The sequence below is a fragment of the Enterovibrio coralii genome, from assembly GCF_001559595.1.
In the GTDB taxonomy this organism is placed as follows: Bacteria; Pseudomonadota; Gammaproteobacteria; order Enterobacterales; family Vibrionaceae; genus Enterovibrio; species Enterovibrio coralii.
In genome coordinates, this window is sequence record NZ_LNTY01000025.1 from 12,614 (window position 1) to 35,645 (window position 23,032).

At 48.6% G+C, this 23,032-nt stretch carries 20 protein-coding genes and 2 pseudogenes; 16 read left to right on the top strand and 6 right to left on the bottom strand.

Going from position 1 to position 23,032, the window contains the following annotated elements; translation table 11 throughout:
* Positions 1-16: 16 nt before the first annotated feature.
* Complete coding sequence (locus ATN88_RS07170) at positions 17-223, bottom strand: hypothetical protein (protein ID WP_157490677.1); 207 nt, start codon at positions 221-223, stop codon at positions 17-19.
* A gap of 138 nt (positions 224-361) precedes the next feature.
* A complete protein-coding gene (locus ATN88_RS07175) occupies positions 362-679 on the bottom strand; it encodes an antibiotic biosynthesis monooxygenase family protein (RefSeq protein ID WP_067413452.1) in 318 nt (105 codons plus the stop codon).
* Between the two features lie 905 nt (positions 680-1,584).
* Between ATN88_RS07175 and ATN88_RS07180 the strand changes: the two genes are divergently transcribed.
* The 9 genes and pseudogenes from ATN88_RS07180 to ATN88_RS07215 all read left to right on the top strand — a co-directional run bounded on the left by ATN88_RS07180 (position 1,585) and on the right by ATN88_RS07215 (position 9,491).
* Entirely contained in the window at positions 1,585-4,011 is a 2,427-nt protein-coding gene (locus ATN88_RS07180) for a DMSO/selenate family reductase complex A subunit (protein WP_067413454.1), read from the top strand.
* 14 nt (positions 4,012-4,025) lie between these two features.
* Positions 4,026-4,651: pseudogene (locus ATN88_RS07185) on the top strand (DMSO/selenate family reductase complex B subunit).
* Positions 4,648-5,205 carry a dimethyl sulfoxide reductase anchor subunit family protein gene (locus ATN88_RS07190; protein WP_232312912.1) on the top strand — a complete coding sequence of 186 codons (558 nt, stop codon included), beginning with the start codon at positions 4,648-4,650 and terminating at the stop codon, positions 5,203-5,205. The pseudogene ATN88_RS07185 and the gene ATN88_RS07190 overlap by 4 nt, the downstream one beginning before the upstream one ends.
* Positions 5,154-5,489: a hypothetical protein gene (locus tag ATN88_RS26945; protein ID WP_232312914.1), complete on the top strand. Its 336-nt coding sequence runs from the start codon at positions 5,154-5,156 to the stop codon at positions 5,487-5,489. Before ATN88_RS07190 ends, ATN88_RS26945 begins: the two co-directional genes overlap by 52 nt.
* 152 nt (positions 5,490-5,641) lie before the next feature.
* Positions 5,642-6,295 (top strand): TorD/DmsD family molecular chaperone, encoded by a 654-nt coding sequence (locus ATN88_RS07195; protein WP_067413456.1) that lies wholly within the window; start codon positions 5,642-5,644, stop codon positions 6,293-6,295.
* Positions 6,296-6,315: 20 nt separating this feature from the next.
* Positions 6,316-6,858 carry a 4Fe-4S binding protein gene (locus ATN88_RS07200; protein ID WP_067413459.1) on the top strand — a complete coding sequence of 181 codons (543 nt, stop codon included), beginning with the start codon at positions 6,316-6,318 and terminating at the stop codon, positions 6,856-6,858.
* A 137-nt stretch (positions 6,859-6,995) separates the two neighbouring features.
* The gene (locus tag ATN88_RS07205) at positions 6,996-7,982 is read left to right on the top strand and encodes an ABC transporter substrate-binding protein (protein ID WP_232312916.1); all 987 of its coding nucleotides are present in this window, start codon (positions 6,996-6,998) and stop codon (positions 7,980-7,982) included.
* Between the two features lie 28 nt (positions 7,983-8,010).
* Complete coding sequence (locus ATN88_RS07210) at positions 8,011-8,754, top strand: ABC transporter permease (RefSeq protein WP_067413462.1); 744 nt, start codon at positions 8,011-8,013, stop codon at positions 8,752-8,754.
* A complete protein-coding gene (locus tag ATN88_RS07215) occupies positions 8,751-9,491 on the top strand; it encodes an ABC transporter ATP-binding protein (protein ID WP_067413466.1) in 741 nt (246 codons plus the stop codon). Before ATN88_RS07210 ends, ATN88_RS07215 begins: the two co-directional genes overlap by 4 nt.
* A 67-nt stretch (positions 9,492-9,558) precedes the next feature.
* Here the strand turns inward: ATN88_RS07215 and ATN88_RS07220 are convergent, their stop codons facing one another.
* Positions 9,559-11,079, bottom strand: coding sequence for a phospholipase D family protein (locus ATN88_RS07220; protein ID WP_083539439.1), 1,521 nt, complete (start codon positions 11,077-11,079; stop codon positions 9,559-9,561).
* Between the two features lie 532 nt (positions 11,080-11,611).
* On the opposite strand from ATN88_RS07220, the gene ATN88_RS07225 reads away from it, so the two are divergent.
* The 6 genes from ATN88_RS07225 to ATN88_RS07250 all read left to right on the top strand — a co-directional run bounded on the left by ATN88_RS07225 (position 11,612) and on the right by ATN88_RS07250 (position 19,358).
* Entirely contained in the window at positions 11,612-12,706 is a 1,095-nt protein-coding gene (locus ATN88_RS07225) for a NapC/NirT family cytochrome c (RefSeq protein ID WP_067413469.1), read from the top strand.
* Positions 12,707-12,724: 18 nt separating this feature from the next.
* Positions 12,725-15,169 (top strand): molybdopterin guanine dinucleotide-containing S/N-oxide reductase, encoded by a 2,445-nt coding sequence (locus ATN88_RS07230; protein ID WP_067413474.1) that lies wholly within the window; start codon positions 12,725-12,727, stop codon positions 15,167-15,169.
* A 157-nt stretch (positions 15,170-15,326) separates the two neighbouring features.
* Positions 15,327-15,722 carry a DUF2750 domain-containing protein gene (locus ATN88_RS07235; RefSeq protein ID WP_067413477.1) on the top strand — a complete coding sequence of 132 codons (396 nt, stop codon included), beginning with the start codon at positions 15,327-15,329 and terminating at the stop codon, positions 15,720-15,722.
* 211 nt (positions 15,723-15,933) lie between these two features.
* Positions 15,934-17,361, top strand: a complete 1,428-nt coding sequence (locus ATN88_RS07240) for a CHASE2 domain-containing protein (protein WP_067413480.1) — start codon at positions 15,934-15,936, stop codon at positions 17,359-17,361.
* Positions 17,358-17,726 carry a hypothetical protein gene (locus ATN88_RS07245; RefSeq protein WP_067413483.1) on the top strand — a complete coding sequence of 123 codons (369 nt, stop codon included), beginning with the start codon at positions 17,358-17,360 and terminating at the stop codon, positions 17,724-17,726. Before ATN88_RS07240 ends, ATN88_RS07245 begins: the two co-directional genes overlap by 4 nt.
* Positions 17,727-19,358, top strand: a complete 1,632-nt coding sequence (locus ATN88_RS07250) for a M48 family metalloprotease (protein ID WP_067413486.1) — start codon at positions 17,727-17,729, stop codon at positions 19,356-19,358.
* A gap of 46 nt (positions 19,359-19,404) precedes the next feature.
* Here the strand turns inward: ATN88_RS07250 and ATN88_RS07255 are convergent, their stop codons facing one another.
* From ATN88_RS07255 to ATN88_RS07265, 3 genes and pseudogenes are all read right to left on the bottom strand, one after another.
* Entirely contained in the window at positions 19,405-20,574 is a 1,170-nt protein-coding gene (locus ATN88_RS07255; RefSeq protein WP_067413489.1) for a questin oxidase family protein, read from the bottom strand.
* Between the two features lie 32 nt (positions 20,575-20,606).
* Complete coding sequence (locus tag ATN88_RS07260; protein ID WP_067413492.1) at positions 20,607-21,584, bottom strand: glutathione S-transferase family protein; 978 nt, start codon at positions 21,582-21,584, stop codon at positions 20,607-20,609.
* 11 nt (positions 21,585-21,595) lie between these two features.
* A pseudogene (locus ATN88_RS07265) lies at positions 21,596-22,584 on the bottom strand (glutathione S-transferase family protein).
* A 279-nt stretch (positions 22,585-22,863) separates the two neighbouring features.
* Between ATN88_RS07265 and ATN88_RS26065 the strand changes: the two are divergent.
* Positions 22,864-23,007: a hypothetical protein gene (locus tag ATN88_RS26065; RefSeq protein WP_198158343.1), complete on the top strand. Its 144-nt coding sequence runs from the start codon at positions 22,864-22,866 to the stop codon at positions 23,005-23,007.
* Positions 23,008-23,032: the final 25 nt, after the last annotated feature.

The window sequence follows — 23,032 nt, forward strand, 5'->3', positions numbered from 1 at the left end:
CATTTTTTCATGCAACCTAACGAATGTGTTCCACCAAGCTGTCACAAAATACATGAGTCGAAAAATTGCGCTGTTTCACCTTTTCTTCCATACCTCCTGACACCACGATATTCACCCAATCTTCTAGCATGGCTTTAAAGCCTTTGGATTCCAGCGTATCTGTCCAATCTGCAAGCTCAACAGTTAGAGTGGTACCGTTGTCTTCCCAACTGAGGTTAATCATTACGATGTCATCGAAGACGAAATCTTGAGGTGTACAAAAGACTAACTCAAGATTAGGCATACGAGTCAGTAAAGTACGGTAGGCTTTAGTGGCAATATCACCAAGCCAATAACAGCGAGTCTCATTGGAGCATCCGGTTTATAGGCTGTATTCGCGCTCCACTTTTGCTATCCGAGTCGTAAACGCGGCATACCATTTATTTCGGCCCATTTTTTGGGCTTGGATGTGCTCAACATGGGCTTTCCATTGCTTGATCGATTCAAGGTCTTTCCAATAGGAAACCGTAATACCTAATCCATTTCTGGCAGATTCAACGCCCAAAAACCCAGGTTGCTGCTCTGCAAGTTCCACCATTCTTTCCGCTGTTTCACCATAGCCCTCGTCGAGTTCAGTGCGAATGCTGGAAAAGATAACGGCGTAATATGGCGGGGTGGGTGTCTTAACGATATCAGACATGCTTACCTCTCCTTGGTAATGTCAGAACAGCCTACCACTCTCAGTGAGGGAGACAATGCGACGAGTATGCACACTCAGATAGCCCCAAAAAGATAACATTTTTTATACAGCGCGAAATACCTGCTTTTCTGAAACGAAAAAACACGAAACACCGATAGAGATGTTAATAAAACACAAAGAACACACATCAAGCGACCTAGCATCATTTCTCTAACTCGAATGAGATAGCGACCACAATTATAAATAACAATAAAGACTATTTATTTAATGTCTCCTTTTTCCGTTAATTACCATGCGACGACTTTAATATTAATAGTCATGAATTAACATTCCGAAAACAACGACACCAAATTACGCTCAACTAGACCCTTCAAGAAACGGAAATAATGGTTATGGCACTAATAATAATTGCGCGATATATTACGCACTGAAAGGTGATACGAGTCACATATTTAGATTGAGTTTCACTAATAGGCAACGCTTAGCCACATCCATGCAACTGCAGTTAAGTAATTGATATTAGATATTTATAATTCCATCAATATGATACGGGTAACATTGGACTATCGTAATGGAACAACCTTTGCGGAGCACCATAAGCCATCACCTTTTTCAATATTGATTAATACACACCCGCTCTCATAAGCTGACATTGGTTCGAACACAAAATTGACCAATATCAATAAACGCCCCGCACTGGTGAATGTAGCACCATTTTCCCCGCATTTTTAATTCTCTCTATAAAGGCAATGCATTAGAGTCGATATCGATTCAAATTTATTTACATTGCATTGCCAACTTCCTTTTTCATTGCTCTCAGCAATAAATTATCGGCAAATGCAAACTTATAAAAATTAAAAACAAATCCGTAACACTTTTATTCGCGAAAGCGATGTGAGAATAAAATGAAAAATTGGATTGATAAGGCGGTACTCACGCCAATGAAGCGTCGAAGCTTCATGAAGTGGGGTGCGGCAGTGAGTGGCGGTACCGCGCTAACCGCTGCATTGCCACTGAAAGCCGTAGCCAAACCAGCAGCAGATGCTGCGATGAACACCAAAACGGTTTGGTCTGCGTGTATGGTTAACTGTGGTAGCCGCTGTGCACTGCAAGTTCACACCCAAAATGGCGTGATCACTCAGATTGAGTCTGACAACCGCGGTGATGACCAAGGCTTTGGTAACCACCAAATCCGCGCGTGTCTGCGTGGCCGCTCTATCAAACATCGTGTATACAATCCAGATCGCTTGAAATACCCAATGAAGCGCGTTGGCAAACGTGGCGAAGGCCAGTTTGAACGTATTAGCTGGGACGAAGCACTGGATTTGATGGCTGAAAAACTGCAATACACCATCAAAGAATACGGCAACGACGCCATCTTCATTACCTATGGTTCTGGCACACAAGGCTACCGTACTGACGGTAAAGACTGCTTCAAGCGTCTGTTCAACCTTGTTGGCGGTTTCCTCGACTACTATGGCAACTACAGCTGGGGTCAAATCCAGTTCGCGCTGCCATTCACTTACGGTTCAATCAAGCCGTCTGCATACGGTAGCTACACCACGGAAATCGAAAACGCGGATTTGCTGGTAATGTTTGGCTACAACCCTGCTGAAACCCGTATGAGTGGTGGTGGTGAAATCCACGAGCACATCAACGCACAGCGTAAGAACAACGTTCGTACCATCATCATCGACCCTCGTTACACCGACACCATGTTGGGTAAAGAAGACCTGTGGCTGCCAATTCGTCCAGGTACAGATGCAGCATTGGTTGAAGGTATCGCGCACACACTGATCACCGAGAACTTGGTTGATCAGGACTTCCTCGATAAGTACTGCCAAGGTTTCGACGAGAAAACCCTGCCAGCATCTGCACCTAAGAATGGTCACTACAAAGCACACATTCTGGGTCAAGGCCCTGACGGCATCGAGAAGACCCCAGCTTGGGCATCAAAAATCACCGGCATTCCGGTTGACCAAATCGTTCAACTGGCGCGTGAAATCGGTACTGCAAAAGCGTGTTTCATCACTCAAGGTACGGGTATCCAACGTCAAGCGAACGGTGAGCAAACTTCACGCGCTATCGTTATGCTGCCAATCCTGACGGGTAACATTGGCCGTCCAGGTACCAACACGGGCGACATGCCAGCGAACTGGAGCTACCCAGCACCACGTATTCCTGTTGGCACCAACCCTATCGCGGTGAAAGTTCCGTTCTTCAAGTGGAGTGATGCGATTTTCCGTCACCACGAGATGACTGACAAAACCGATGGTATTCAAGGTGCAGAGCGTCTACGTACCCCGATCAAGTTCCTGCTGAGCTACTCAGGCAACATGATCATGAACCAGCACGCGGACATCAACAAACACCGCAAACTGATCGAAGATGAAACCCAAGCAGAATTCATCGTGGTGTGTGATAACCACATGACCTCTTCTGCGCGTTTTGCCGACCTGCTGCTACCAGATGTGACCACTATCGAAAACAACGAAGTGAGCTCTGATGGTTACTCTTCAGGTTCTCTGGGTGGCGTATTCCCGCTGGTTCGCGCTATCGAACCACTGTACGAAACGCGCTGTGCCTACGACATGTGTGTGGGTCTGTCTGAGCGTCTTGGCGTGAAAGATGCCTTCACTGAAGGCCGTACCCGCGACGAGTGGCTGGAATACCTGTACAACGGTGCGCGTGCGAAAGATGCGAACCTGCCAACCTTGGAAGACCTGCGTAAAAACGGTCCTTACACACTGGCTGCGCCTGCAGAAGGCCGTATCGCACTGGAAGATTTCCGCAACGATCCAGAGAAACACGCGCTGGGTACCCCATCAGGCAAGATTGAGATCTACTCAACCAAGCTGGAAACCATCGCAAAAGAATGGGAACTGGCCGACGATGAAGTGATCACCCCGTTGCCACAATACGTGACCACGTGGGAAAGCCATCTGGACCCAAAAACTGAGCAGTTCCCGCTGCAAATGTTCGGTTACCACACCAAAGGCCGCACGCACTCCACCTACCACAACATTCCGTGGCTACGTGAAGTAGTATTCGACGGTATTTGGATGAACCCAATTGATGCGAAAGCACGTGGTCTTGAAAGCGGCGATTACGTTCGCGTATTCAACGACCGTGGTGAAATCCGCGTTGCCATCAAAGTAACGCCACGCATCATGCCGGGCGTCACCGCGCTGGGCCAAGGTGCTTGGTACAACCCTGACAAGAACGGTATCGACTTGGGCGGCTGTGTGAACACACTGACGTCTCAGAAGCACACGCCACTGTCTAAGGGGAATCCTCAACACACCATTCTGGTTCAAGTGGCCAAGGTTTAAGGGGAGATAAGTAGATGACTCAATACGGATTCCACGTAGACACCAGTAAGTGTACCGGTTGTAAAACCTGTCAGGTTTCTTGTAAAGACCGCAGCGATTTGCCTGTGGGTGTTAACTGGCGTCGTGTATACGAATACGCGGGCGGTGACTGGGTACAAAACGAAGATGGCACCGTAAGCCAAAACGTTTTTGCTTACTACATGTCGATTTCTTGTAACCACTGTTCTAACCCAGCATGTGTGAAAGCGTGTCCAACGGGCGCGATGCACAAGCGTACTGAAGACGGTCTGGTTGTCGTTGATAAAGACGTGTGTGTGGGCTGTCAGTACTGTGGTATGGCTTGTCCTTACGGCGCGCCTCAGTACAACCCAGAGAAAAACACATGACCAAGTGTGACGGCTGTTACGAGCGCGTTGCTGAAGGCCGCAAGCCTGTGTGTGTTGAATCTTGTCCGCTGCGTGCACTGGATTTTGGTCCAATCGAGGAATTGCGCAAGCAATACGGCACCAAGAACGATGTGGCACCACTGCCAGACCCGCGTTTGACGTCGCCAAACCTGATTGTTACCACCTGCCGTAACTCTCGCCCAACGGGCGATACCACTGGCAGCATCCAGAACCCGACGGAGGTGTCACTATGAGTGAACTGTCGCTCGTTTTCTTTACCGTTCTGGCGCAATCTGCCGTCGGTATGTTCATCGCACTGGGTTTGGTAGAACTGTTCTTCAAACCTGAGCGTAAAGCCATGAACATCGCGTTTATGGCATCACTGGCACTGTTGGGTTTGGGCGCACTAGCGTCTGTGACTCACCTCGGTCAGCCACTGCGTATGTTCAACGTGATGTTCGGTCTGGCGCACATGTCGCCACTTAGCATGGAAATCGTTGCGCTGTCTCTGTTTGGCGGAGCGGCATTCACCTATACTGCGCTGCGCGTGTTGGACATCCAACCAACGCTTCAGAAATTGACTCTGCCTGCGGCAATGGCCCTAGGTGTGGTGTTCATTCTGGCGATTGTAAACGTATACCGCCTGCCGACTGTGATTAGCTGGGATTCACACTGGACCACCTTCCAGTTCCTGATGACTGCGGGTGTGGTTGGCCTGTTGCCGCTGCAATGGTACTGCGTGTACTGGCACCTAAATTGGGTAACGCACAAAGCTGTGCAGACCGCACACTGGCAATGGGCGCGCTAGTGACCATGGCTGTGTCGCTGGCTGGCTTTGCTGGCTACGTGGTGTGGTTGGGTCAACTTGACGCATACGCTAACCCATTTGCGATTGCACACGGTGACACTTTCACGGTGGCACGCATTGGTCTGATGGTTGCGGGTGTCGTTTTGTTTGCTAGCCAAGCACTGCGTGGCAACAACAAGAACGCAGGCGTTGCGATTTCAGCCTTCCTGATGGTTGTGCTGGCAGAGCTGTCTGGTCGCGCCTTCTTCTACGACGCATTCATCAGCGCAAGCGCTGGCATGTAATGCACTCTGGGGTCGATACGTCGGCCCCAGCTTTTTATTTCCAAACATTTTTTATTTTTAATACCCATTTTTCTTTTTATTTTTCTGTTATTTCACTTTCTGCCTGAGACTAAACCGTATCGGCGGGAAGACAAGATTGAAGCGAATTCGCCATGAACGATACCCACTACCAAACCCTTGCCAGCCTGACGATTGCTAGCCACTTCCTCTACCGCGCGCTGCATCAAGCCCCGGACGCAGAGTTTGTGAATGCACTTTACGATGATGCATTGTTCGATGAATGGCCGGTTGAGCAAGCTAATGACAACGTCAGCCAAGGCTTGGCCTTGCTAAAAGCGCGCCCTGACCTTCGCAATATTTCACGCGATTATGCTCAGCTGTTCGTCGGTCCAAACACACTGACAGCAGCACCTTGGGGCTCGGTATACCTGACTGAAGAACAAATCACTTGTGGCGACTCTACCCTCGCCATTCGTGCTTTCTACGAGTCTCACGGTATCGCGATCGATACCGGTGAACGCGAGCCAGAAGATCACATTGGTTTGATTTTTTCGTTCATCACTTACCTGACAGACACCGCATTGGACGCGCAAGTGGTCGAAGCGGCGCACAATGAAAGCCTTGAAGCCCTGAAAGTGTTCCTGACAGATCATGTGCTAACGTGGGCTCCGCGCTTTTTCCACACCATGCGTGAAGGGGCAGAAACGCCGTTCTACCAAGGCATCAGCTACCTTGCTGAAGGCACGTTAGAGCAACTGGCAAAACTGGTTGGCGCACAGTATAAAATCGTGTCGTTATACCGTTAAAACAAAGGCTGTGGTCGGCAATGCGCGATAAAGACGAACGCTATTACAAAGCCCAATTGAATATGCAGCAATGCAGCCGTCGCGGTTTATTCCGCGGACTGTGGTCAGGCGTGAGCAAACCAATGAAGGCGACCTCAACCGCCTTAACAGTGCGGTCGGTACCGCGCCCACCAACCGCTGTCGATGATGATTTATTAGCAAGGCTGTGTAACCAATGCGGAGCATGCGTTACCGCCTGCCCGCAGCACATTATCGGTTTATTCACTGGCTTGCCCGAACTGGCGTTGGATGCCAATAGCTGCACAGAATGTGGCGAATGCCAAAAAGCCTGTCCGACGCTGGCATTGGCCGGCACAGGTCATTCAACGGGTGCCAAAGCATCGGCTTCCGGTATGTGTATTCGTCAAATGGGCGCGAGTTGTGATGACTGCGTGACAGCCTGCCCTCACCAAGCCATTTCTCTTGTTCCTCGCGGTATCGATGTGAACGCTGAAATGTGTTCGGGTTGTGCGCAGTGCCGCGTTGCCTGCCCGTCCAGTGCAATACAAATGACAATGCGATAACCCCTGTTCTCGCAAACGCGAAAAGGCTTTTTCATTATTAAGGTAAAAGTCTTTTCCTCACAAAGTTGCATTGCGATAACTGCCAAGCGTGCCTAGCTTTAAAGCTGTTCCCCGTGGAATCATAAGGTTAAGCAGTTATGGCCATCTCATCCTCTCTCACCAAAACGATCGTTGTTGGCGTGTCATTTTTCATGACGGCATTCAGTGTATCTGCCGCTCCCCTTCCCTCAATAAACGTCGGCGTTTTGAAGTTCGGCACCATCAATTGGGAAATGGATGTCATTAAACGCAACAAGCTCGATGAGAAAGCCGGATTCACACTCGATATCACGCCGCTTGCCTCCAAAAACGCGTCGTCCGTAGCACTGCAAGGCGGCGCGGTTGATGTCATTTTCTCAGATTGGGTGTGGGTAAGCCGTCAACGAGCGGCGGGAAAAACCTACACGCTCTCCCCCACCTCAGCGACGGCGGGCGGTTTATTCGCTAATCCTGAATCACCGCTTTCTTCACCTTGCAATATTGAAGGGAAAACACTCGGTATTGCAGGAGGCTCGGTCGACAAAACCTGGCTCTTGTATCAAGCCTATTGCAAAGCAAAAGAGGATAAGTCCGTCAGCGAACTGACCGAGCAACAATTTGTAGCTCCGCCACTTTTAAATAAACTTCTGATGCAAAACAAGGTGCCGCTTGGCATCAACTTTTGGCATTACGGTGCAAGGCTGGAAGCGGCAGGTTTCCAGCCTGTCATTAGCCTCGATGAGATCGTCGCAGGACTTGGCATTGAAACTCAGGTGCCTATGTTGGGCTGGGTGTTTGACGAGAAATGGGCGCAAGCCAATCCTGAACTGGTCAACGCCTTTTTGGACACATCCGCAGAAGCCAGAGCAATCTTGCGACGCTCAGACGAAGAATGGGAAACGATTCGCCCGCTAACCAAAGCGGAAAACGATGACGTGTTCAACGCCCTCAAGGCGGCTTATCGCCGCGGATTTTCCGGCACATTTGGGACGGAGCAGCAGGACGCAGCAGCGCAGATTTACGCGATTCTTGCCAAAGAAGGTGGAAAGAAGCTGGTTGGAGACTCCAACTCACTGAGCGAAGGCACCTTCTGGCAATCACCCTAGTCTGCCCATTTTGAGGAATCGCTGACGCGTGAGTTTGCCAAATTATCAACGCTACATCGTACCGCTGATCCTGCTTGCTTTATGGCAGTGGTCAGCCACGTTAATTGAGAGTGCAGACTACCCGACACCTATTCAGGTGTACCATGCGTTTGTTTATGAGCTGCTTGACGAACAAATGCTGTTCCATCTCGGCATGACGCTATGGCGTGTCTTTCTCGCTTTCATCATTTCTATGGTGCTTGGGGTTATTTTTGGCATCATGATGGGGCGGTTTCCTAAGCTCAATGAGCTTTCCGATCCGCTGCTCATCCTTGCACTGAACATCCCAGCACTCGTTACTATCTTGCTTTGCTATTTAACGATTGGACTCGTGGAAGCTGCCGCGGTGACAGCCGTGGCACTGAATAAAATTCCAACCGTCGTCGCCATGATTCGCGAAGGCGCACGGGTGGTAGACAACGACCTGATGGACGTTGCCAAAGTCTTTCGCCTTTCCCCTGCAAAACAATTCTTTCAGGTATTCCTGCCGCAGCTCTACCCCTACATCATGGCATCTGCTCGTACTGGCTTGTCATTGATATGGAAAATTGTCTTGGTGGTCGAACTGTTGGGGCGCAGCAACGGTGTTGGTTTTAAGCTCCACACCATGTTTCAGTTCTTTGATATTGCGGGAATTTTGGCTTACACCTTTGCCTTTGTTGGCGTGATATTTTTGCTCGAAGCACTTCTATTCAGACCGCTTGATAAGGTGGTGTCGAGGGGACGGGGATGACAGGAATTACGCTCAACATTCAGAGCAAGCACTATCGTTCCGATTCAACCGTTATCGGCCAACTCAGTGGCACGATTGCCGAAGGCAAGATAACCGCCATTATTGGACCATCAGGGTGCGGTAAATCCACGTTATTGAATATGATTGCAGGGCTCGAAACCGCGAATAAGGGCGAGATTTCCTTTTCTAACACGCGAAGTGAAACACCTAAAATCGGCTACATCTTCCAAACACCTCGCTTAATGCCTTGGCTAACAACGAAAGAAAACTTAGAACTGATTGGCGGTAAAGGGAATCCGACAATCAGGGAAACACTGGCCTCGATGGGCATTCTCGACAAGTTGGATGACTATCCTTCACAGCTTTCCGGAGGCATTCAGCGAAGGGTGAGCATTGCGCGAGCGTTCGTTTATCAGCCGGACCTCTTGCTCCTCGACGAGCCTTTTACCTCTTTGGATGCCCCAACTGCTGACCAACTCAGAGAGCAGCTCATTGCACTTTGGCAACGCCAGCAATCCACCATGGTGTTTGTTACCCACGATTTGCACGAGGCACTTTCCTTGGCTGATGAGATTTGGTTTCTTAGCCGTTCACCAGCGACGTGCATTCACAAACTGTTCGTCAGTCAACCACCTGCGCGCCTTCTTGCTGCTGAACACCGTCAAACCATCAATGAACTCACCGCGAACTTATTGGAAGCGCATCCAGACATCTTGCGGGGCAAAGCGGGGCAGTAAAAAGCCCAAGCTATGTGCTTGGGCTTTTTGAGAGTGCGATGAGATAGCAGCCTATTCTGCAAAGCATCTAAAGCCAATTTTCTATCGGCAACAACCCGCTCAACCACGCCCCACTTTTCAATAGAAAGCCAGCATCGGGTTCCTCGTCTAACACTTCATCAGACTCAAAATCTCGCCACACTAAATTCCCATTTTGCAGCTCTAATTTATATGCACTGGTATAAAGCAGCCCTTCTAGTCCTTGCTTGGCCTTCAACACATATTCAGGATGGTCAAACACAACGGCCATTTCAGTGTTAAGTTCGGCGGAACGCGGGTCCATGTTCATCGACCCGACAAAGAGTTTACGGTCATCCAACATCATGACTTTGGCATGCAGACTGGAACGGGAGCTGCCCGTAACGCTCCACTGGTGTTCAATCTTGGCTTTCGCTTTCATCTCCCAAAGCTCAATGCCTGCCGCCACCAGCTCTTCTCGGTATTTGGCATACCAACCATGCACAGCAAACACATCGTTTGACGCCAGAGAGTTAGTGAGAATAACAATGTTCTTGCCTTGCTTTGCCGCGTTTGCAAGGGCTTTTGTCCCCGCTTTCGTTGGGACAAAGTAAGGTGAAATGATCACGGCGGTGTGTTCAACACTTGCCAATAGCTCGACCAAGCCATCAATAAGCTGGCTTTGGCCATTCCCCACTTTTTCCGGCAGATCGTAAAGCAGCGAAGCCTCTCCCCAATGCAGAGAAACTTGGTTGTTCTTGATGTCTTTGTACAATGGCAAGGTGTCGAAATTGTAGGTATCGCTGGTGAACTGATGCTCTATTTGAGACACCTTACGCCAGTGTTCAATGTCTTCGCTGTTTGGTACGCGATCGCTCTTTTGAATCCAAGCCATCGGCGCAGAAAAACGACTGTTCCAGTATTCATCAAACTGGACTTGGGTTTCTTCGACAACTGGCCCATTCAGCAATACATCGAAATCACCAAACTCCACATCTGATTTGAATGAAAAATATTCGTTACCAATATTGCGGCCACCCACCACAGAAACCACGCCATCTGCCGTCATGGATTTGTTGTGCATACGTCGGTTGAGACGGTCGCCATCTGTCACCCAAGACAGCATTCGCAAGAAGCGGTATTGATGTGGATTAAACAACCGCACCTCGATATTAGGATGCGCATTGAGATAGGCGATATCACTGTCTTTACGGCTTTGCATATCATCAAGCAACAGACGGACTTTCACACCACGTTCGGCAGCTTCATAGAGCCGCCAGACCAGCAGTTGGCTGGTTTCATCATCACGGAATATGTAGTACTGAAGATCGAGCGAGTGCGAGGCTGACTCAATCATCGCAAGACGGGTTAACAAGGCGTCGTGACCAGTTTGAAGTGGAAAGAAGCCTGAGTAATGAGCGGGGACATCTTCCTCATGCGCAAAAAACGCAGCGAGCGACGACGAAGCATGATAGCCCGTGTGATGGGTTTCTACTTTGGGTGCTAATGATGTATCAGACTCGCAGCCAAACAGGGCAAAGGTGAGGAGAACAGTGGCGGACAGCTTTTTCAACGAGATGAATCCTTTCATTCTTTTGGGCTACGTTAGCACAGTTATCGATGCATTTCTCTTTGGTTGCACAATTGAAACGCCTTTCAATCAGTGACTTATCACATTCAAAAATTGCATCGTCCTTATCACTATTTTGTTATTGATAATTTCATTTCTACTCGAAACATCAAACACGCAACGTCATTCAACTTTGCCGGTGTAGAATTCAACCTCACCCAATCAAACAAAGCACAAGTTGTTTAACACTCACTTCCTCCTCACTTAATTTGTCACCCGCCTTTCACGTTGCACACTAAACATTTTCATTGAACAACACTGACACAGTGCTTCAAGCTCGAATTAATTAAATTCAAGCTGTTGTTTTTATTGAGTTATTTTTATAACACGTTGATTTTGAGCCACTTTTTTTCGTGATCAATCCAAGAGTTTCGACGTTTGAAGAGTGTCGATTTCATCATACTGCGACCGCCTTCAAATATAGTCACACAAACATCAGGGTATTTTCCTCGCGCGAAGAGTTGTTTTTTCGCAGTTTTTCAGAGGGATAATAATGAAAGTAAAGAAGCGGTTCGTTGCGCTGGTTGCAGCGATTGGTATCGCGGTTGGTTGGCTCACCCTCGGTGGGACAGCCGCAGTGATGCATGCAACCTCCAGCACCGAATTTTGTGTTTCGTGCCACTCTATGCAAATCGCTTATGAGGAATACGAAGGTTCAGTCCACTTTAGCAATGCAAAAGGTATTCGCGCCGAATGTGCCGACTGCCACATTCCAAATGACCCAATCGGGTATGTCTTCACCAAGATCCGCGCGACAAAAGATATCTATCACGAGTTCGTGACAGGCAAAATCGACACTGAAGACAAATACGAAGAACATCGCATGGCAATGGCAGAGACCGTTTGGGCGCAACTGCGTGAAAATGATTCTGCAACTTGTCGTTCTTGCCACACCAATGAAGCCATGGACCTCTACTCCCAAACCGAAGAAGCGGCCAAGATGCATGAATATGGTGTGGAAAATAACCAGACCTGTATCGACTGCCACAAGGGCGTTGCACACTTTGCTCCTGAGCCAGAAATGGACAGCGCAGCCTTTGACCAACTTTTTGCCTTGGCAGACAACACACCTAAAAATGCCAGCACTGTTTACCCAATTCAGCCTATTGCACTTGCAGATCTGGGTGAAGTGAATCCAACCACAGAAATGACCGTGATCAGCGAAACGAACGGTAACCGCACCGTCGAAATCTCTGGCTACCAAATGAAAGGGGCTGAGCGTGTGCTTTACATGGGTAATGGTCAGCGCGCCATCATCGCCACACTTAACGACGCAGGCCAAGCCGCTGTGGAAGCGGGTGAATTCGCGGCAGACGAATACGGCAACGAGTGGCGTACCGCGAAAATTACCGGCACCGTCGACTCACCGGTTCTCGATTCACTCGACCCAATGTGGGAATACGCAGAGCAACTCGACAACGTTTACTGCGCCACCTGCCACGCCAAAATCGCTGCCGGTCACTTTACGGTGAACGCGTGGGGTCCTGTCGCGAAAGGCATGGGCGACCGTACCGATATCTCCGAGCTTGATTTAGAAATTCTCACTAAGTATTTCCAGCACCACGCGAAAGACGTGGCTGGCCATTAAGAACAAGGAGTCATTGCAATGACACAACTATCTCGTCGTTCTTTTCTAAAAGGAACGGGTGCGACTGCGGGTGCGCTAGCCGTTACATCTATCGTGCCAATGTCTGCACAAGCTAAAACACAAGGCAGTGGTGTATTAACCGCTGGTCGCATGGGCCCAATGTATGCAACGGTGAAAGACGGCATGATCGTCGAAACCAAGAGTGCCCTGCCACAAACTGTTCCTAACAGCCTTCAACTCACCGGTCCTGATCAAGTACACACCAAGGCACGCGTGAAATACCCAATGGTACGTAAAGGCTACTTGGCTAACCCTGCAAACCCAGAAGGCGTGCGCGGTAAAGACGAGTATGTACGTGTATCTTGGGACGAAGCTTACAAGCTGATCCACGAGCAACACAGCCGCATTCGCAGCACTTATGGCGCAGAATCTGTTTTTGCGGGTGCGTATGGCTGGCGTTCAAGTGGTGTCCTTCACAAAGCGCAAACGCTGCTTCAACGTTACATGAGCATGGCGGGCGGCTACTCGGGTCACTTGGGTGATTACTCAACGGGTGCAGCGCAAGTCATCATGCCACACGTTGTAGGCTCGATTGAGGTATACGAGCAACAAACCACGCACCCTGTCGTCCTAGAGCACAGTGATGTGGTTGTGCTTTGGGGCATGAACCCTATGAATACCCTGAAGATTGCATGGAGCAGTAACGACGGCAGCGGTCTGGAATTCTTCCACCAGCTGAAAAAATCGGGCAAAACGGTTATCGCTATCGACCCAATGCGCTCAGAAACCATTGAGTTCTTTGGTGAAAATGCACAGTGGATTGCACCACACCCAATGACTGACGTGGCGTTGATGCTGGGTATCGCCTACTCACTGCAAGCAGACGGCAAGCATGACAAAGCCTTCCTCGACAAGTACACCATTGGCTACGACAAGTTTGAAGCTTACCTGTTAGGTAAATCAGACGGTATCGCGAAAACACCAGAATGGGCGGCGGCAATCACAGGCGTTCCTGCCAAACAAATCGAACTGCTGGCTGACATCTTCAGCAAAGGCCGCACCATGCTGATGGCAGGCTGGGGCATTCAGCGTCAACAATACGGCGAACAGCGTCACTGGATGCTCGTCACGCTGGCATCCATGCTTGGCCAAATCGGTTTGCCGGGCGGTGGCTTTGGTCTTTCTTACCACTACTCAAATGGCGGTAACCCAGCGCGTGATGCGGGCGTACTTCCTGCGATTTCAGCGTCTATCGGTGGTGGTTCTTCTGCGGGTAATGACTGGGCCGTGTCAGGTGCACTCAACAGCTTCCCAGTTGCACGTATTGTTGAAGCACTGGAAAACCCGGGCGTTAACTACCAGCACAACGGCCATGAGCTGACCTTCCCAGACATCAAAATGATCTGGTGGGCGGGCGGCGCGCCATTTACTCACCACCAAGATACCAATCGTTTGATCAACGCATGGCAAAAACCAGAGTTGGTGGTTATCTCTGAACCGTATTGGACGGCTGCAGCAAAACACGCGGATATCGTACTGCCTATCACGACGTCGTTTGAGCGTAACGACCTCACCATGACGGGTGACTACAGCAACCAGCACCTTGTTCCAATGAAGAAAGTCGTTGAGCCGCAGTTTGAGTCTCGTGACGACTTCACTGTGTTTGCTGACATGTCTGAAATGCTTCGCCCTGGCGGCAAAGATGTCTTCACAGAAGGCAAAGACGAGATGGAATGGCTGAAAGGCTTCTATGACGAAGCGCAGAAAGCGGCGCGCTCTGCACGCATTCGTATGCCGAAATTCAATAAGTTCTGGGCAGACAACGAACTTATCGAAATGAAATTCAACAAGAAAAATGCGGAGTTTGTTCGCCACGCGGCATTCCGCACTGATCCTGTGATGAACCCTCTGGGCACACCAAGCGGAAAAATTGAGATTTACTCTCGCACGATCGAAGGCTTTGGCTACAAAGACTGTCCGGCACACCCAACCTGGTTGGCTCCAGATGAGTGGACAGGCAGCGCGAAAGACGGCGAACTGCAATTGATGACAGCGCACGCAGCGCATCGTCTACACAGCCAGTTCAACTATGCCAAAATCCGCGAAGAATATGCGATTACTAACCGTGAGCCTATCAGCATCAACACTGAAGATGCGGCGGCGCGTGGCATTAAAACGGGTGATCTCGTTCGTGCATACAACAACCGTGGACAAGTGCTGGTTGGTGCCCTTGTGACTGATGGCATCAAGAAAGGCTCTGTGTGTATCCATGAAGGTGCTTGGCCGGATCTTGATGCGCAAACAGGCATCTGTAAGAACGGCGGCCCCAACGTGCTGACCAGCGATATCCCGACCTCTCGTCTGGCGAATGGCTGTGCGGCAAACTCCTCACTGGTCAAAATCGAGAAGTACGAAGGTCCAGTACTGGCACTAACTGCGTTCGATCCGCCAGTAAACGGCTAATTTTTCTTTAAAGTCAGTAAGCAAAGCCTGTCCCCGGACAGGCTTTTTTATTCGTGGTTAACCCAATTGGCATGGGATTGAGAGCGAAATCAGTCAGTGCTTGAGAGAAAACTTTGGGTATACTAGCCGCAACTATGACAGCCTGATGGAATTCAACATGGCAAAGACACTGACCGCTGACCGCATCGCGGAAATCCTGAAATTCGACGTCGACCAGCGTTACAAATACCTGGTGAAAGAAGTCGTTGAGAATCGTGAAATCTGGATCCTGACGGACGAACACGGTTGCGTAATGCTGAACACAGAAGACGAAGACTGTGTACCTGTATGGCCGAATGAAGAGTTCGCGCAAGAGTGGGCGACGGGTGAGTGGGAACACTGCAAACCAGAAGCGATTGGCCTGAATAAATGGCACTCACGCTGGACCAACGGCTTGTTGGACGACGAACTGTCTATCGTTGCGTTCCCTAACACCGACCTAGAAGGTGTTGTCATGTACCCAGACGAGTTCGATTTCGACCTGACCAGCTTGGCGAAAAAGCAAAAACGCTAATTGTCGGTTGTGTTTAAACACCAAAAGCGGGCACAGCCCGCTTTTTTTGACGCTAAGTCATAATTTTTGACTGCCCTATCAATTAGTTGTAATTGATACATCAATCAAGAATTAGAAGTCAGATTGCGAGCAGCTATTCAAATATCGAATGTGAAATTATTGACGACTTTGACATAAGGTTTTACGTCATAATCAATTTGTCGCATAAGATATGTCTGTCTTATTTAAAACGCTTTTTACTGGCCTTTGCATTGTCGCAATGTTTATTGTCGATCCTCTAGGTATTAGAGTGTCGGCAGAAAAGCATTATGAAGATCATATTCTGCGTTTGCTTGCGCCATTTTTCAGTGAAACAGTATCCGACCAAGTGACTGTTGTTCTGATTGATGAAGCCTTTTTAGAGCAGACAGAACGATTTCCCGTCAATTACACAAATCTTGCTAGGCTTTTAAAAGTCACCAGCCATCATCAGCCGAAAGCTGTATTTTTCGATATCCTTCAACATCATAAACATTCTGATAGGTTTGAGCGTTGGTTAAAAACCATGGGGAAAACTGACTTTCCTCTCTTTATGGCCAGCGACCCCGAATACGACACGCCACGGCGTTTAAAAAATCCAAATTCAATTAGAAGCCAATTAAATAGTGTCTCCGACTTTGTCGCCGTGTCTTGGAGCGGAGAACAACATTACTACCCTTTGCTTGTTGATTTTGAGGGGCAAACCACGCCTTCAGCCGCCCTTGCACTCTACCGAATTTATTGCGAGCAAAACACCGAGAGTTGCATAAACAAGGTATCAGATACGTCATTTGAAAATTCCATGGTAATTCAGTGGACCAACAAATTTGATGCTCGACAAAACGAGTTCAGATATGTGGGTGAGTCCTGTGAAGAGCGCCCTGACGGGAACCTAGCAAACATGCTGAATACCTTTTGGACGCTTATCGTACAGGGCGTTATCTCTGAAGAAGAACTTGATAACAAGCTCAGACTGAAATGCCCTCCAGTGCTGACCATTTCTGCCCTTTCTCTCTTTCAACCCGGAGCTTTTAACTCAACGTTGCTTCAACATGCGTTGAATGACCGGTTGGTCTTATTTGGATATCACCTCAGTGGCGGCACAGATAACGTTATTTCTCCCGTACACGGAAAGTTGCCGGGGGTATATAAACACGCGATGGCATTAGAAAATTTAGTGTTTAAAGGTGAGAATTACTGGAATGTCCCTGCATCCACGGGCTTTTTTAATCTTAGTATTGCCGATATTTTTGAAATCGCCATTCAAATCAGCGTCTTATTTACCGTCATCTGGTATCGATACTCTCACTTAGAAAATCAAGCATCAGGCAGTAATAGTGCATTGTCCGGTTTAAAACCGGTGATATTGGTGTCGTTACTTATCCTTATTACGATTATTTTCTCAGACCAGCTTTTAGATATAGGTGTATCCAACTGGTATGCACTTCCGCTGATCCTCCTCCTCGACATTCCCATTTTCTTCTACTTCATGCTCGAGTCACTCAAACAACGTATACAAAAATTCAATCAACTCGCGGCAAGAAACTCTAAGGTTAGGTTCCATTTAGTAAAACGAAGAATCAAACGCAAACAAAACGTCATTTTCAAGGAGGCAAAATGAAACACTTGTTAACTTTAATCACTGCGTTAACGCTACCACTCACTGCTTGGGCAGCTGAGGGCGACGTAAAAATTCTGAAGTTCTTAATGAGTGAAATTGAGATATGTGACAGCGATTACAACTGTCTGGATGTTGAAGCAAAAACACTACCTGATCCGAAAAAGAGCCCTATTCCTGTCGTTGGCTTCGATGAGAAAGAAGGAATGCTCAAGTTTGTCGTTGAACAACAAGAAAAATGGGTCCACCAAACTGAAGTTGAACTTAACCAAAAAGCAGAGGCTTCGGTCATTTGCACCAATCAGAAAATCTCGCGCAAAAGCGACAAGGAAGTATTTGCGACTTATGGTCTAGGTGAGGGGTGCTAAATGTTTCTAAAATCGATAGTCACCGCAACAGCAGCACTTTTACTGACAGGTTGTGGATTAACAACATTGACAGGCAGCACCTATGAATCTTTTGAGGGTAAGTTCATTGAACACGAAACCAATAAAGATAATGAAGCCTTGGCAACCACATCTGTCGCCCCTGAGACCAAAGAAACCGACGTTAAAGACCCAAATATCGCAAGTATTCGAGCAGCCTCAGATAAAGATCTGATGAGAAATCCTTATGCACACAAATATCTCAATAAGATTCTTAATCGAATAGTTGATGCATGGGATCAAGAGCTAGAAACTCCAGTTTACCTTTCGATCACCACAGACCGCTCTTATACGGCAAGTGCGAGCAACGACACGGTGATGGTGTCTCTGGGTGTGTTGGCAGATGCAGAGTCTGAGGATGAAATTGCATTTATCATTGCGCACGAGCTTTCACATATCTTGCTCGAGCACAATGAAACCAACGAGTACTTTGCAAAACAAAAAGCCCTGGTATCAAAAGCAGCCAATGTCGCAATGGTGACGGCAAGCTTCCAAGATGTGAACACAACCAAGACGGCCAATGGCATTAAAGTAAACATGGTCACCAGTGAGGAAACCGCCGGACAAGTCGGTGATATCTACCGAGCAGGTCTGACGATTAACCGACTCAGCCGAGACGTTATTAGCTCGTCGATGAGCCGTTCACATGAAGATGAAGCTGATCTCATGGCGATAGATTTGATATCCAGAGCCGGGTATTCTCCTGCAGCGTATCAAGTCGTCATGCAACGCATGGCAAGCAGTCAGACATTCAATAAAGCCCAACTGGCCGCAAAGAAACAAGAGATGCAAAGCTTTGTCAGTCTGGCGTCTGAAGCAAACAAGAAGATTTCCGGGCTTAACACTGAGTCATTGATTTACATGGCGGCGAATGAAGCATCGACGCGCCTATTGCAAAGCTTTGCGGAAAGACACAATTCGCCAGAAGAGCGAGAGATCGATCTTGCTCACTACGTCAAACGCGAATACCGCAAAGAGCGCAAGAAGCCTCTTGATGTTAAATCTCTCAACAAGAATCTGAAATCTGGGCGCAGCAATGCTATCACCAAAAACTATTGGTATGCCTCAGAAGCATTTAGGGCGATTGATGCGGGTCAGCTCGATAAGGCTGAACAACTCGCTAAGAAAGCAGTTAGTGGGCAAACCAAGCACCATCCCTACCCCCGTCTAGCCTTTTATACAGTGCGATTGAAGCAAGGGCAGAAGACCAAAGCTTTGGCAAATCTGAATCTAATAAAACATTGGGATTATGCTTCGATCCAAACGTTTAACATGGCAGCGCAGGCTTATCGCTCAGTTGGTAATCCTAAAAAAGCCAAAGCAGTGTTAGATAAGGGCTCTGAGTCTGTTGGCGTGGTTATGCCGTTCTACCCAGAATACATTCGCACTTACAACGCGCAAAAGAATAGCAAGCTGGCAAACCAATCTTTTGAGGCATGTAAGCAAGTTTCTGAAGAAAACATCATCGAGCAATGCCATGAAGCGGCGGGCATTCAGAGAACCGAAGAAGACCGTAGCGGTGCAAGTGGTGTTCTTGGCTTTTTTGACTCAATGACAGATTTAGTTGAGCTTTAGCAAACGAATAAAAAGCGGGCACAGCCCGCTTTTTTTGACTTCCCCATTACCTATCCAACTTTACTGGTCTCACATTCGCGTGCTCTGCCAGCACGTTTATCGCCGCTGCTTTGTAGAAAGGGTTGGCATCTAGGTACTCGTAAAGCCACTTACAGCTGAAGACCATTTTGATGGCATGCACTTCCGGTACCTTTCGAATACCACTGGCAATGTCTTCCCAGTCAATGGCATTCACGTAGACCAGTGCATCTTCATCCAAGGTCGGCAGGGTTTTCGGGTAACCTTTCTCGATGTAAAGACCCGTTAACCATATCCAATAACGTTGCCAAAGTTCAGCCAGCAAAGGACGATAACCATTCCCTTCTGCCAGTACACGCATGGTGATGTCTGTCAGCGCCTGAAAGCTTGTAACGGCATGAAGCGTGGTCAACGCAGGTTCATAAAGGTACAAACCAATCGCTCTGTCGCCAATTTCTCGCATCTTGAGCTCGATATTTTCTTCCGTAATAAAGAACTCATCTGCTACCGAAATATCATGAAGTACGGTATCTGAGCACAGCATCTCGCAGATTTGCAAACTACCACCGAAACGGGTGATTTCAGGTTTGGCAGCATGCACTTTCAGCCATTGCGCTTCTGCAGTAATAGACTGTGCAGACATATGAATGCGCGGCGGCAACATGCGCTTGTACATATCTTCAAAGCGGATCGCCCAGTACGCTAAGGCATCGGCAATCAAGCCTTTGTCGCCATGCATAATGGCAAAGCTCAAACGGATCACCGGATGAAACAGACCCATCGGTAACGCGTATTGCAGCTTTTCAAGTACGCCCATCAGATACGCCGTTTGGTCGTTCGCTGCTTCCTGCCCTTCGAAGAAAAGGCGTTGGAAATCGGCAAGGTATTCCGCTTTACCCAGGTATTCCGTCCAATTCTCTTCGGTCACGACACCGGTATCGCGCAGGTGAAGATCTTCTTCAATACGTGCACGGTAACGTGGCCAGCTGCTGCGGAATGCTTTGATTTCATCATCGGTCGCACCTAATCCCTGAAGCGACATAATTGTCATTGGGTAATGGTTCGACATACCGCCTTTGGTGACGCCACCAAGGTTTGGGTGGAATGCGCTGTCGCGCTGCATTTCGTCATTGACCAACGCAGACATTTCTGTTGCCGCGTTAAAGCGTCTTTCTTTATTTTTGGTTGAGAACAACATACTGGATCCTCCTTGCGTTGATTGCTGTTTGTTTAATCTAGAAAGCTCACGTATGGCGCAACGGGCACAATGCCGAGCGGATTTCTAAGTGGGCTTTTCGAGTTATAGCCACGGCGATAAACATCCAAATCTATGGTGTCTTTCACGCCAGGCTGCTGTACCAGTGTTTTCAAATACGCTGAGATATTCGGGTAATCCCGCAGTGCTTTCAGGTTGCACTTGAAGGCGGTGAAATAACCCACATCAAACCGCACCAATGTCGGTAGCAATCGCCAGTCTGCTTCGGTGATGGCATCACCCAGCAAGAACGCTCGTTTGCCAAGACGCACTTCAATCTCTTCAAGCGATTCGAATAATGCAGTCACTGCCTCGTTATAAGCTTCCTGCGTTCTGGCAAAACCGGACTTATACACGCCATTGTTCACCGTGTTGAAAATCCAGTCGTTGGTGTCATCAATCTCTTTAGCCAACGCTTCCGGATAGAAGTCCTGTGTATCACCGGTAATCTCGTTAAACGCACTGTTAAACATGCGGATAATTTCCGACGATTCATTGCTCACAATGGTTTGGGTCTTTTTATCCCAAAGCACGGGAACAGTAACTCTGCCGGTAAAGTCAGGATTCGACTTCACATAAAGATGGTGCATGGCTTCAAGCCCAAGCAAATTGTCGGTAAAGCGTTCATCGGTGTTATCGAACACCCAACCTTGCTCGGTGCGAAGCGGTGCCACCAACGACAAACCCACCACGTTTTCGAGTCCTTTGACCTTGCGGTAAATCAGGGTGCGATGCGCCCAAGGACAGTTCAGTGCAGCAAACAAGTGATAACGACCCGCTTCGGCTTTAAAACCTGCTTCACCACTTGGCCCGGCTTCTCCCGTTGCGGTGACCCAATTGCGGAACTTGGCAACGCCGCGAACGAAACGTCCATTTGCGTCTGAATACTGTTTCTCTTCCCACTCACGCAGTTGGTCATCGGTGAGCCAACGGCCTTCAATTAACTTGCCCATCACTAACCTCCTTACTGCGCAGCGCCGACTTTTTCACGTCCGTGCGGTGCATCGAAATCCAACGCCGGGCCAATCGGCACAATGCGGGTTGGGTTGACCGTTTCATGACTGGCGTAATAGTGCGCTTGATGTGGTCGATATTTACTGTCTCTGCGACACCCGCGAACTGATAGAGCTCACGAAGGTAGCCTGACAGGTTTGGGTATTCGCTGATGCGACGACGGCTGCACTTGAAGTGTCCGACATAAACAGCATCGAATCGGATAAGTGTGGTGAACAAACGCCAATCTGCTTCAGTAACCTTCCCACCCACGAGGTAGCGATTGGTCGCCAGATGCGCTTCCAGTTTTTCCAGCGCACTGAATACGTCTTCCACTGCTTCATCGTAAGCCTCCTGCGTGGTCGCAAACCCAGCGCGATACACACCGTTATTAATGTTCGGGTAGACAAAATCGTTCATCTCATCGATGGCTTCCCGCAATGCTTCTGGGTAGTAATCACCCGGAAGCGCGCCGATGTCATCAAACGCACTGTTGAGCATGCGAATGATTTCTGAAGACTCATTGCTCACTATGGTTCCGGTCTTCTTATCCCAAAGCACTGGCACCGTGACACGACCGGTGTAATCCGGTAATGCGCTCGTATACACCTGGTGCAAATAGGTAGCGCCATTAATCGCGTCTTCGACCACATCATCACCCGGCAGGAAGGTCCATCCGTCATCACCCATAAAGCCATTGACCACCGAAATGGAAATCATCGCTTCCAGCCCTTTCAGTTTTCTGAAAATCAGGGTTCGATGCGCCCAAGGACAAGCCAGTGAAACATACAGGTGATAACGACCCGGCTCTGCTTTAAAGCCGCCTTCGCCTGTTGACCCCGCCGAACCATCTTTCGTGATCCAGCTTCGAAAGCTCGGCGCTTTTCGGGTAAAGCGTCCGTTTGTTTTGCTGGTGTCATACCAATCGGTGCGCCAAACACCGTCTACCAGTAATCCCATCGAGGCCTCCCATGCCATTCCGTTTCGATGGGGTAACAATAAGTGTTCATTGAGGAGGGAAAAACAGTAAATAGCGGAATTGATTGTTCTTCATTGGAGAACAGAAACGAGGAACTGATGCGACAAAGACCTACCTGACTCAGTGAGATTATCGGCCACAAATACGAGCCGAGTGGTTTGTATAGATAGCCACAGTTTGTGTAAAGGAGGGTAAATCGCCTTCAAATCTCATCACAAATAGCGATACTGAGCGCATTCGAGCAAGAAGGAACTAACCTTATGAAAAAACTATTGATTGTTGCTTTGATTGGCTTTGGATTGATTGGTACAGCCGTTGCGTTTGACGGGCATTGGGGACATGGTTGGGAAGTCAGTGATTGGTCATTCTTTGGCTGTGACCATAGCGGTAATCATCACTTCTGATCGACAACAGCCATCAACGATGGCT

Excerpts from the sequence above, each read along its gene's own strand:
- ATN88_RS07245 (WP_067413483.1), top strand. The coding sequence starts at position 17,358 with ATGAAACACTTGTTAACTTTAATCACTGCGTTAACGCTACCACTCACT.
- ATN88_RS07220 (WP_083539439.1), bottom strand. The coding sequence starts at position 11,079 with ATGAAAGGATTCATCTCGTTGAAAAAGCTGTCCGCCACTGTTCTCCTC.
- ATN88_RS07225 (WP_067413469.1), top strand. The coding sequence starts at position 11,612 with ATGAAAGTAAAGAAGCGGTTCGTTGCGCTGGTTGCAGCGATTGGTATC.
- ATN88_RS07260 (WP_067413492.1), bottom strand. The coding sequence starts at position 21,584 with ATGGGCAAGTTAATTGAAGGCCGTTGGCTCACCGATGACCAACTGCGT.
- ATN88_RS07255 (WP_067413489.1), bottom strand. The coding sequence starts at position 20,574 with ATGTTGTTCTCAACCAAAAATAAAGAAAGACGCTTTAACGCGGCAACA.
- ATN88_RS07205 (WP_232312916.1), top strand. The coding sequence starts at position 6,996 with ATGGCCATCTCATCCTCTCTCACCAAAACGATCGTTGTTGGCGTGTCA.
- ATN88_RS07240 (WP_067413480.1), top strand. The coding sequence starts at position 15,934 with ATGTCTGTCTTATTTAAAACGCTTTTTACTGGCCTTTGCATTGTCGCA.
- ATN88_RS07175 (WP_067413452.1), bottom strand. The coding sequence starts at position 679 with ATGTCTGATATCGTTAAGACACCCACCCCGCCATATTACGCCGTTATC.
- ATN88_RS07170 (WP_157490677.1), bottom strand. The coding sequence starts at position 223 with ATGATTAACCTCAGTTGGGAAGACAACGGTACCACTCTAACTGTTGAG.
- ATN88_RS07190 (WP_232312912.1), top strand. The coding sequence starts at position 4,648 with ATGAGTGAACTGTCGCTCGTTTTCTTTACCGTTCTGGCGCAATCTGCC.
- ATN88_RS07235 (WP_067413477.1), top strand. The coding sequence starts at position 15,327 with ATGGCAAAGACACTGACCGCTGACCGCATCGCGGAAATCCTGAAATTC.
- ATN88_RS07195 (WP_067413456.1), top strand. The coding sequence starts at position 5,642 with ATGAACGATACCCACTACCAAACCCTTGCCAGCCTGACGATTGCTAGC.
- ATN88_RS26065 (WP_198158343.1), top strand. The coding sequence starts at position 22,864 with ATGAAAAAACTATTGATTGTTGCTTTGATTGGCTTTGGATTGATTGGT.
- ATN88_RS07250 (WP_067413486.1), top strand. The coding sequence starts at position 17,727 with ATGTTTCTAAAATCGATAGTCACCGCAACAGCAGCACTTTTACTGACA.
- ATN88_RS07180 (WP_067413454.1), top strand. The coding sequence starts at position 1,585 with ATGAAAAATTGGATTGATAAGGCGGTACTCACGCCAATGAAGCGTCGA.
- ATN88_RS07215 (WP_067413466.1), top strand. The coding sequence starts at position 8,751 with ATGACAGGAATTACGCTCAACATTCAGAGCAAGCACTATCGTTCCGAT.
- ATN88_RS07200 (WP_067413459.1), top strand. The coding sequence starts at position 6,316 with ATGCGCGATAAAGACGAACGCTATTACAAAGCCCAATTGAATATGCAG.
- ATN88_RS07230 (WP_067413474.1), top strand. The coding sequence starts at position 12,725 with ATGACACAACTATCTCGTCGTTCTTTTCTAAAAGGAACGGGTGCGACT.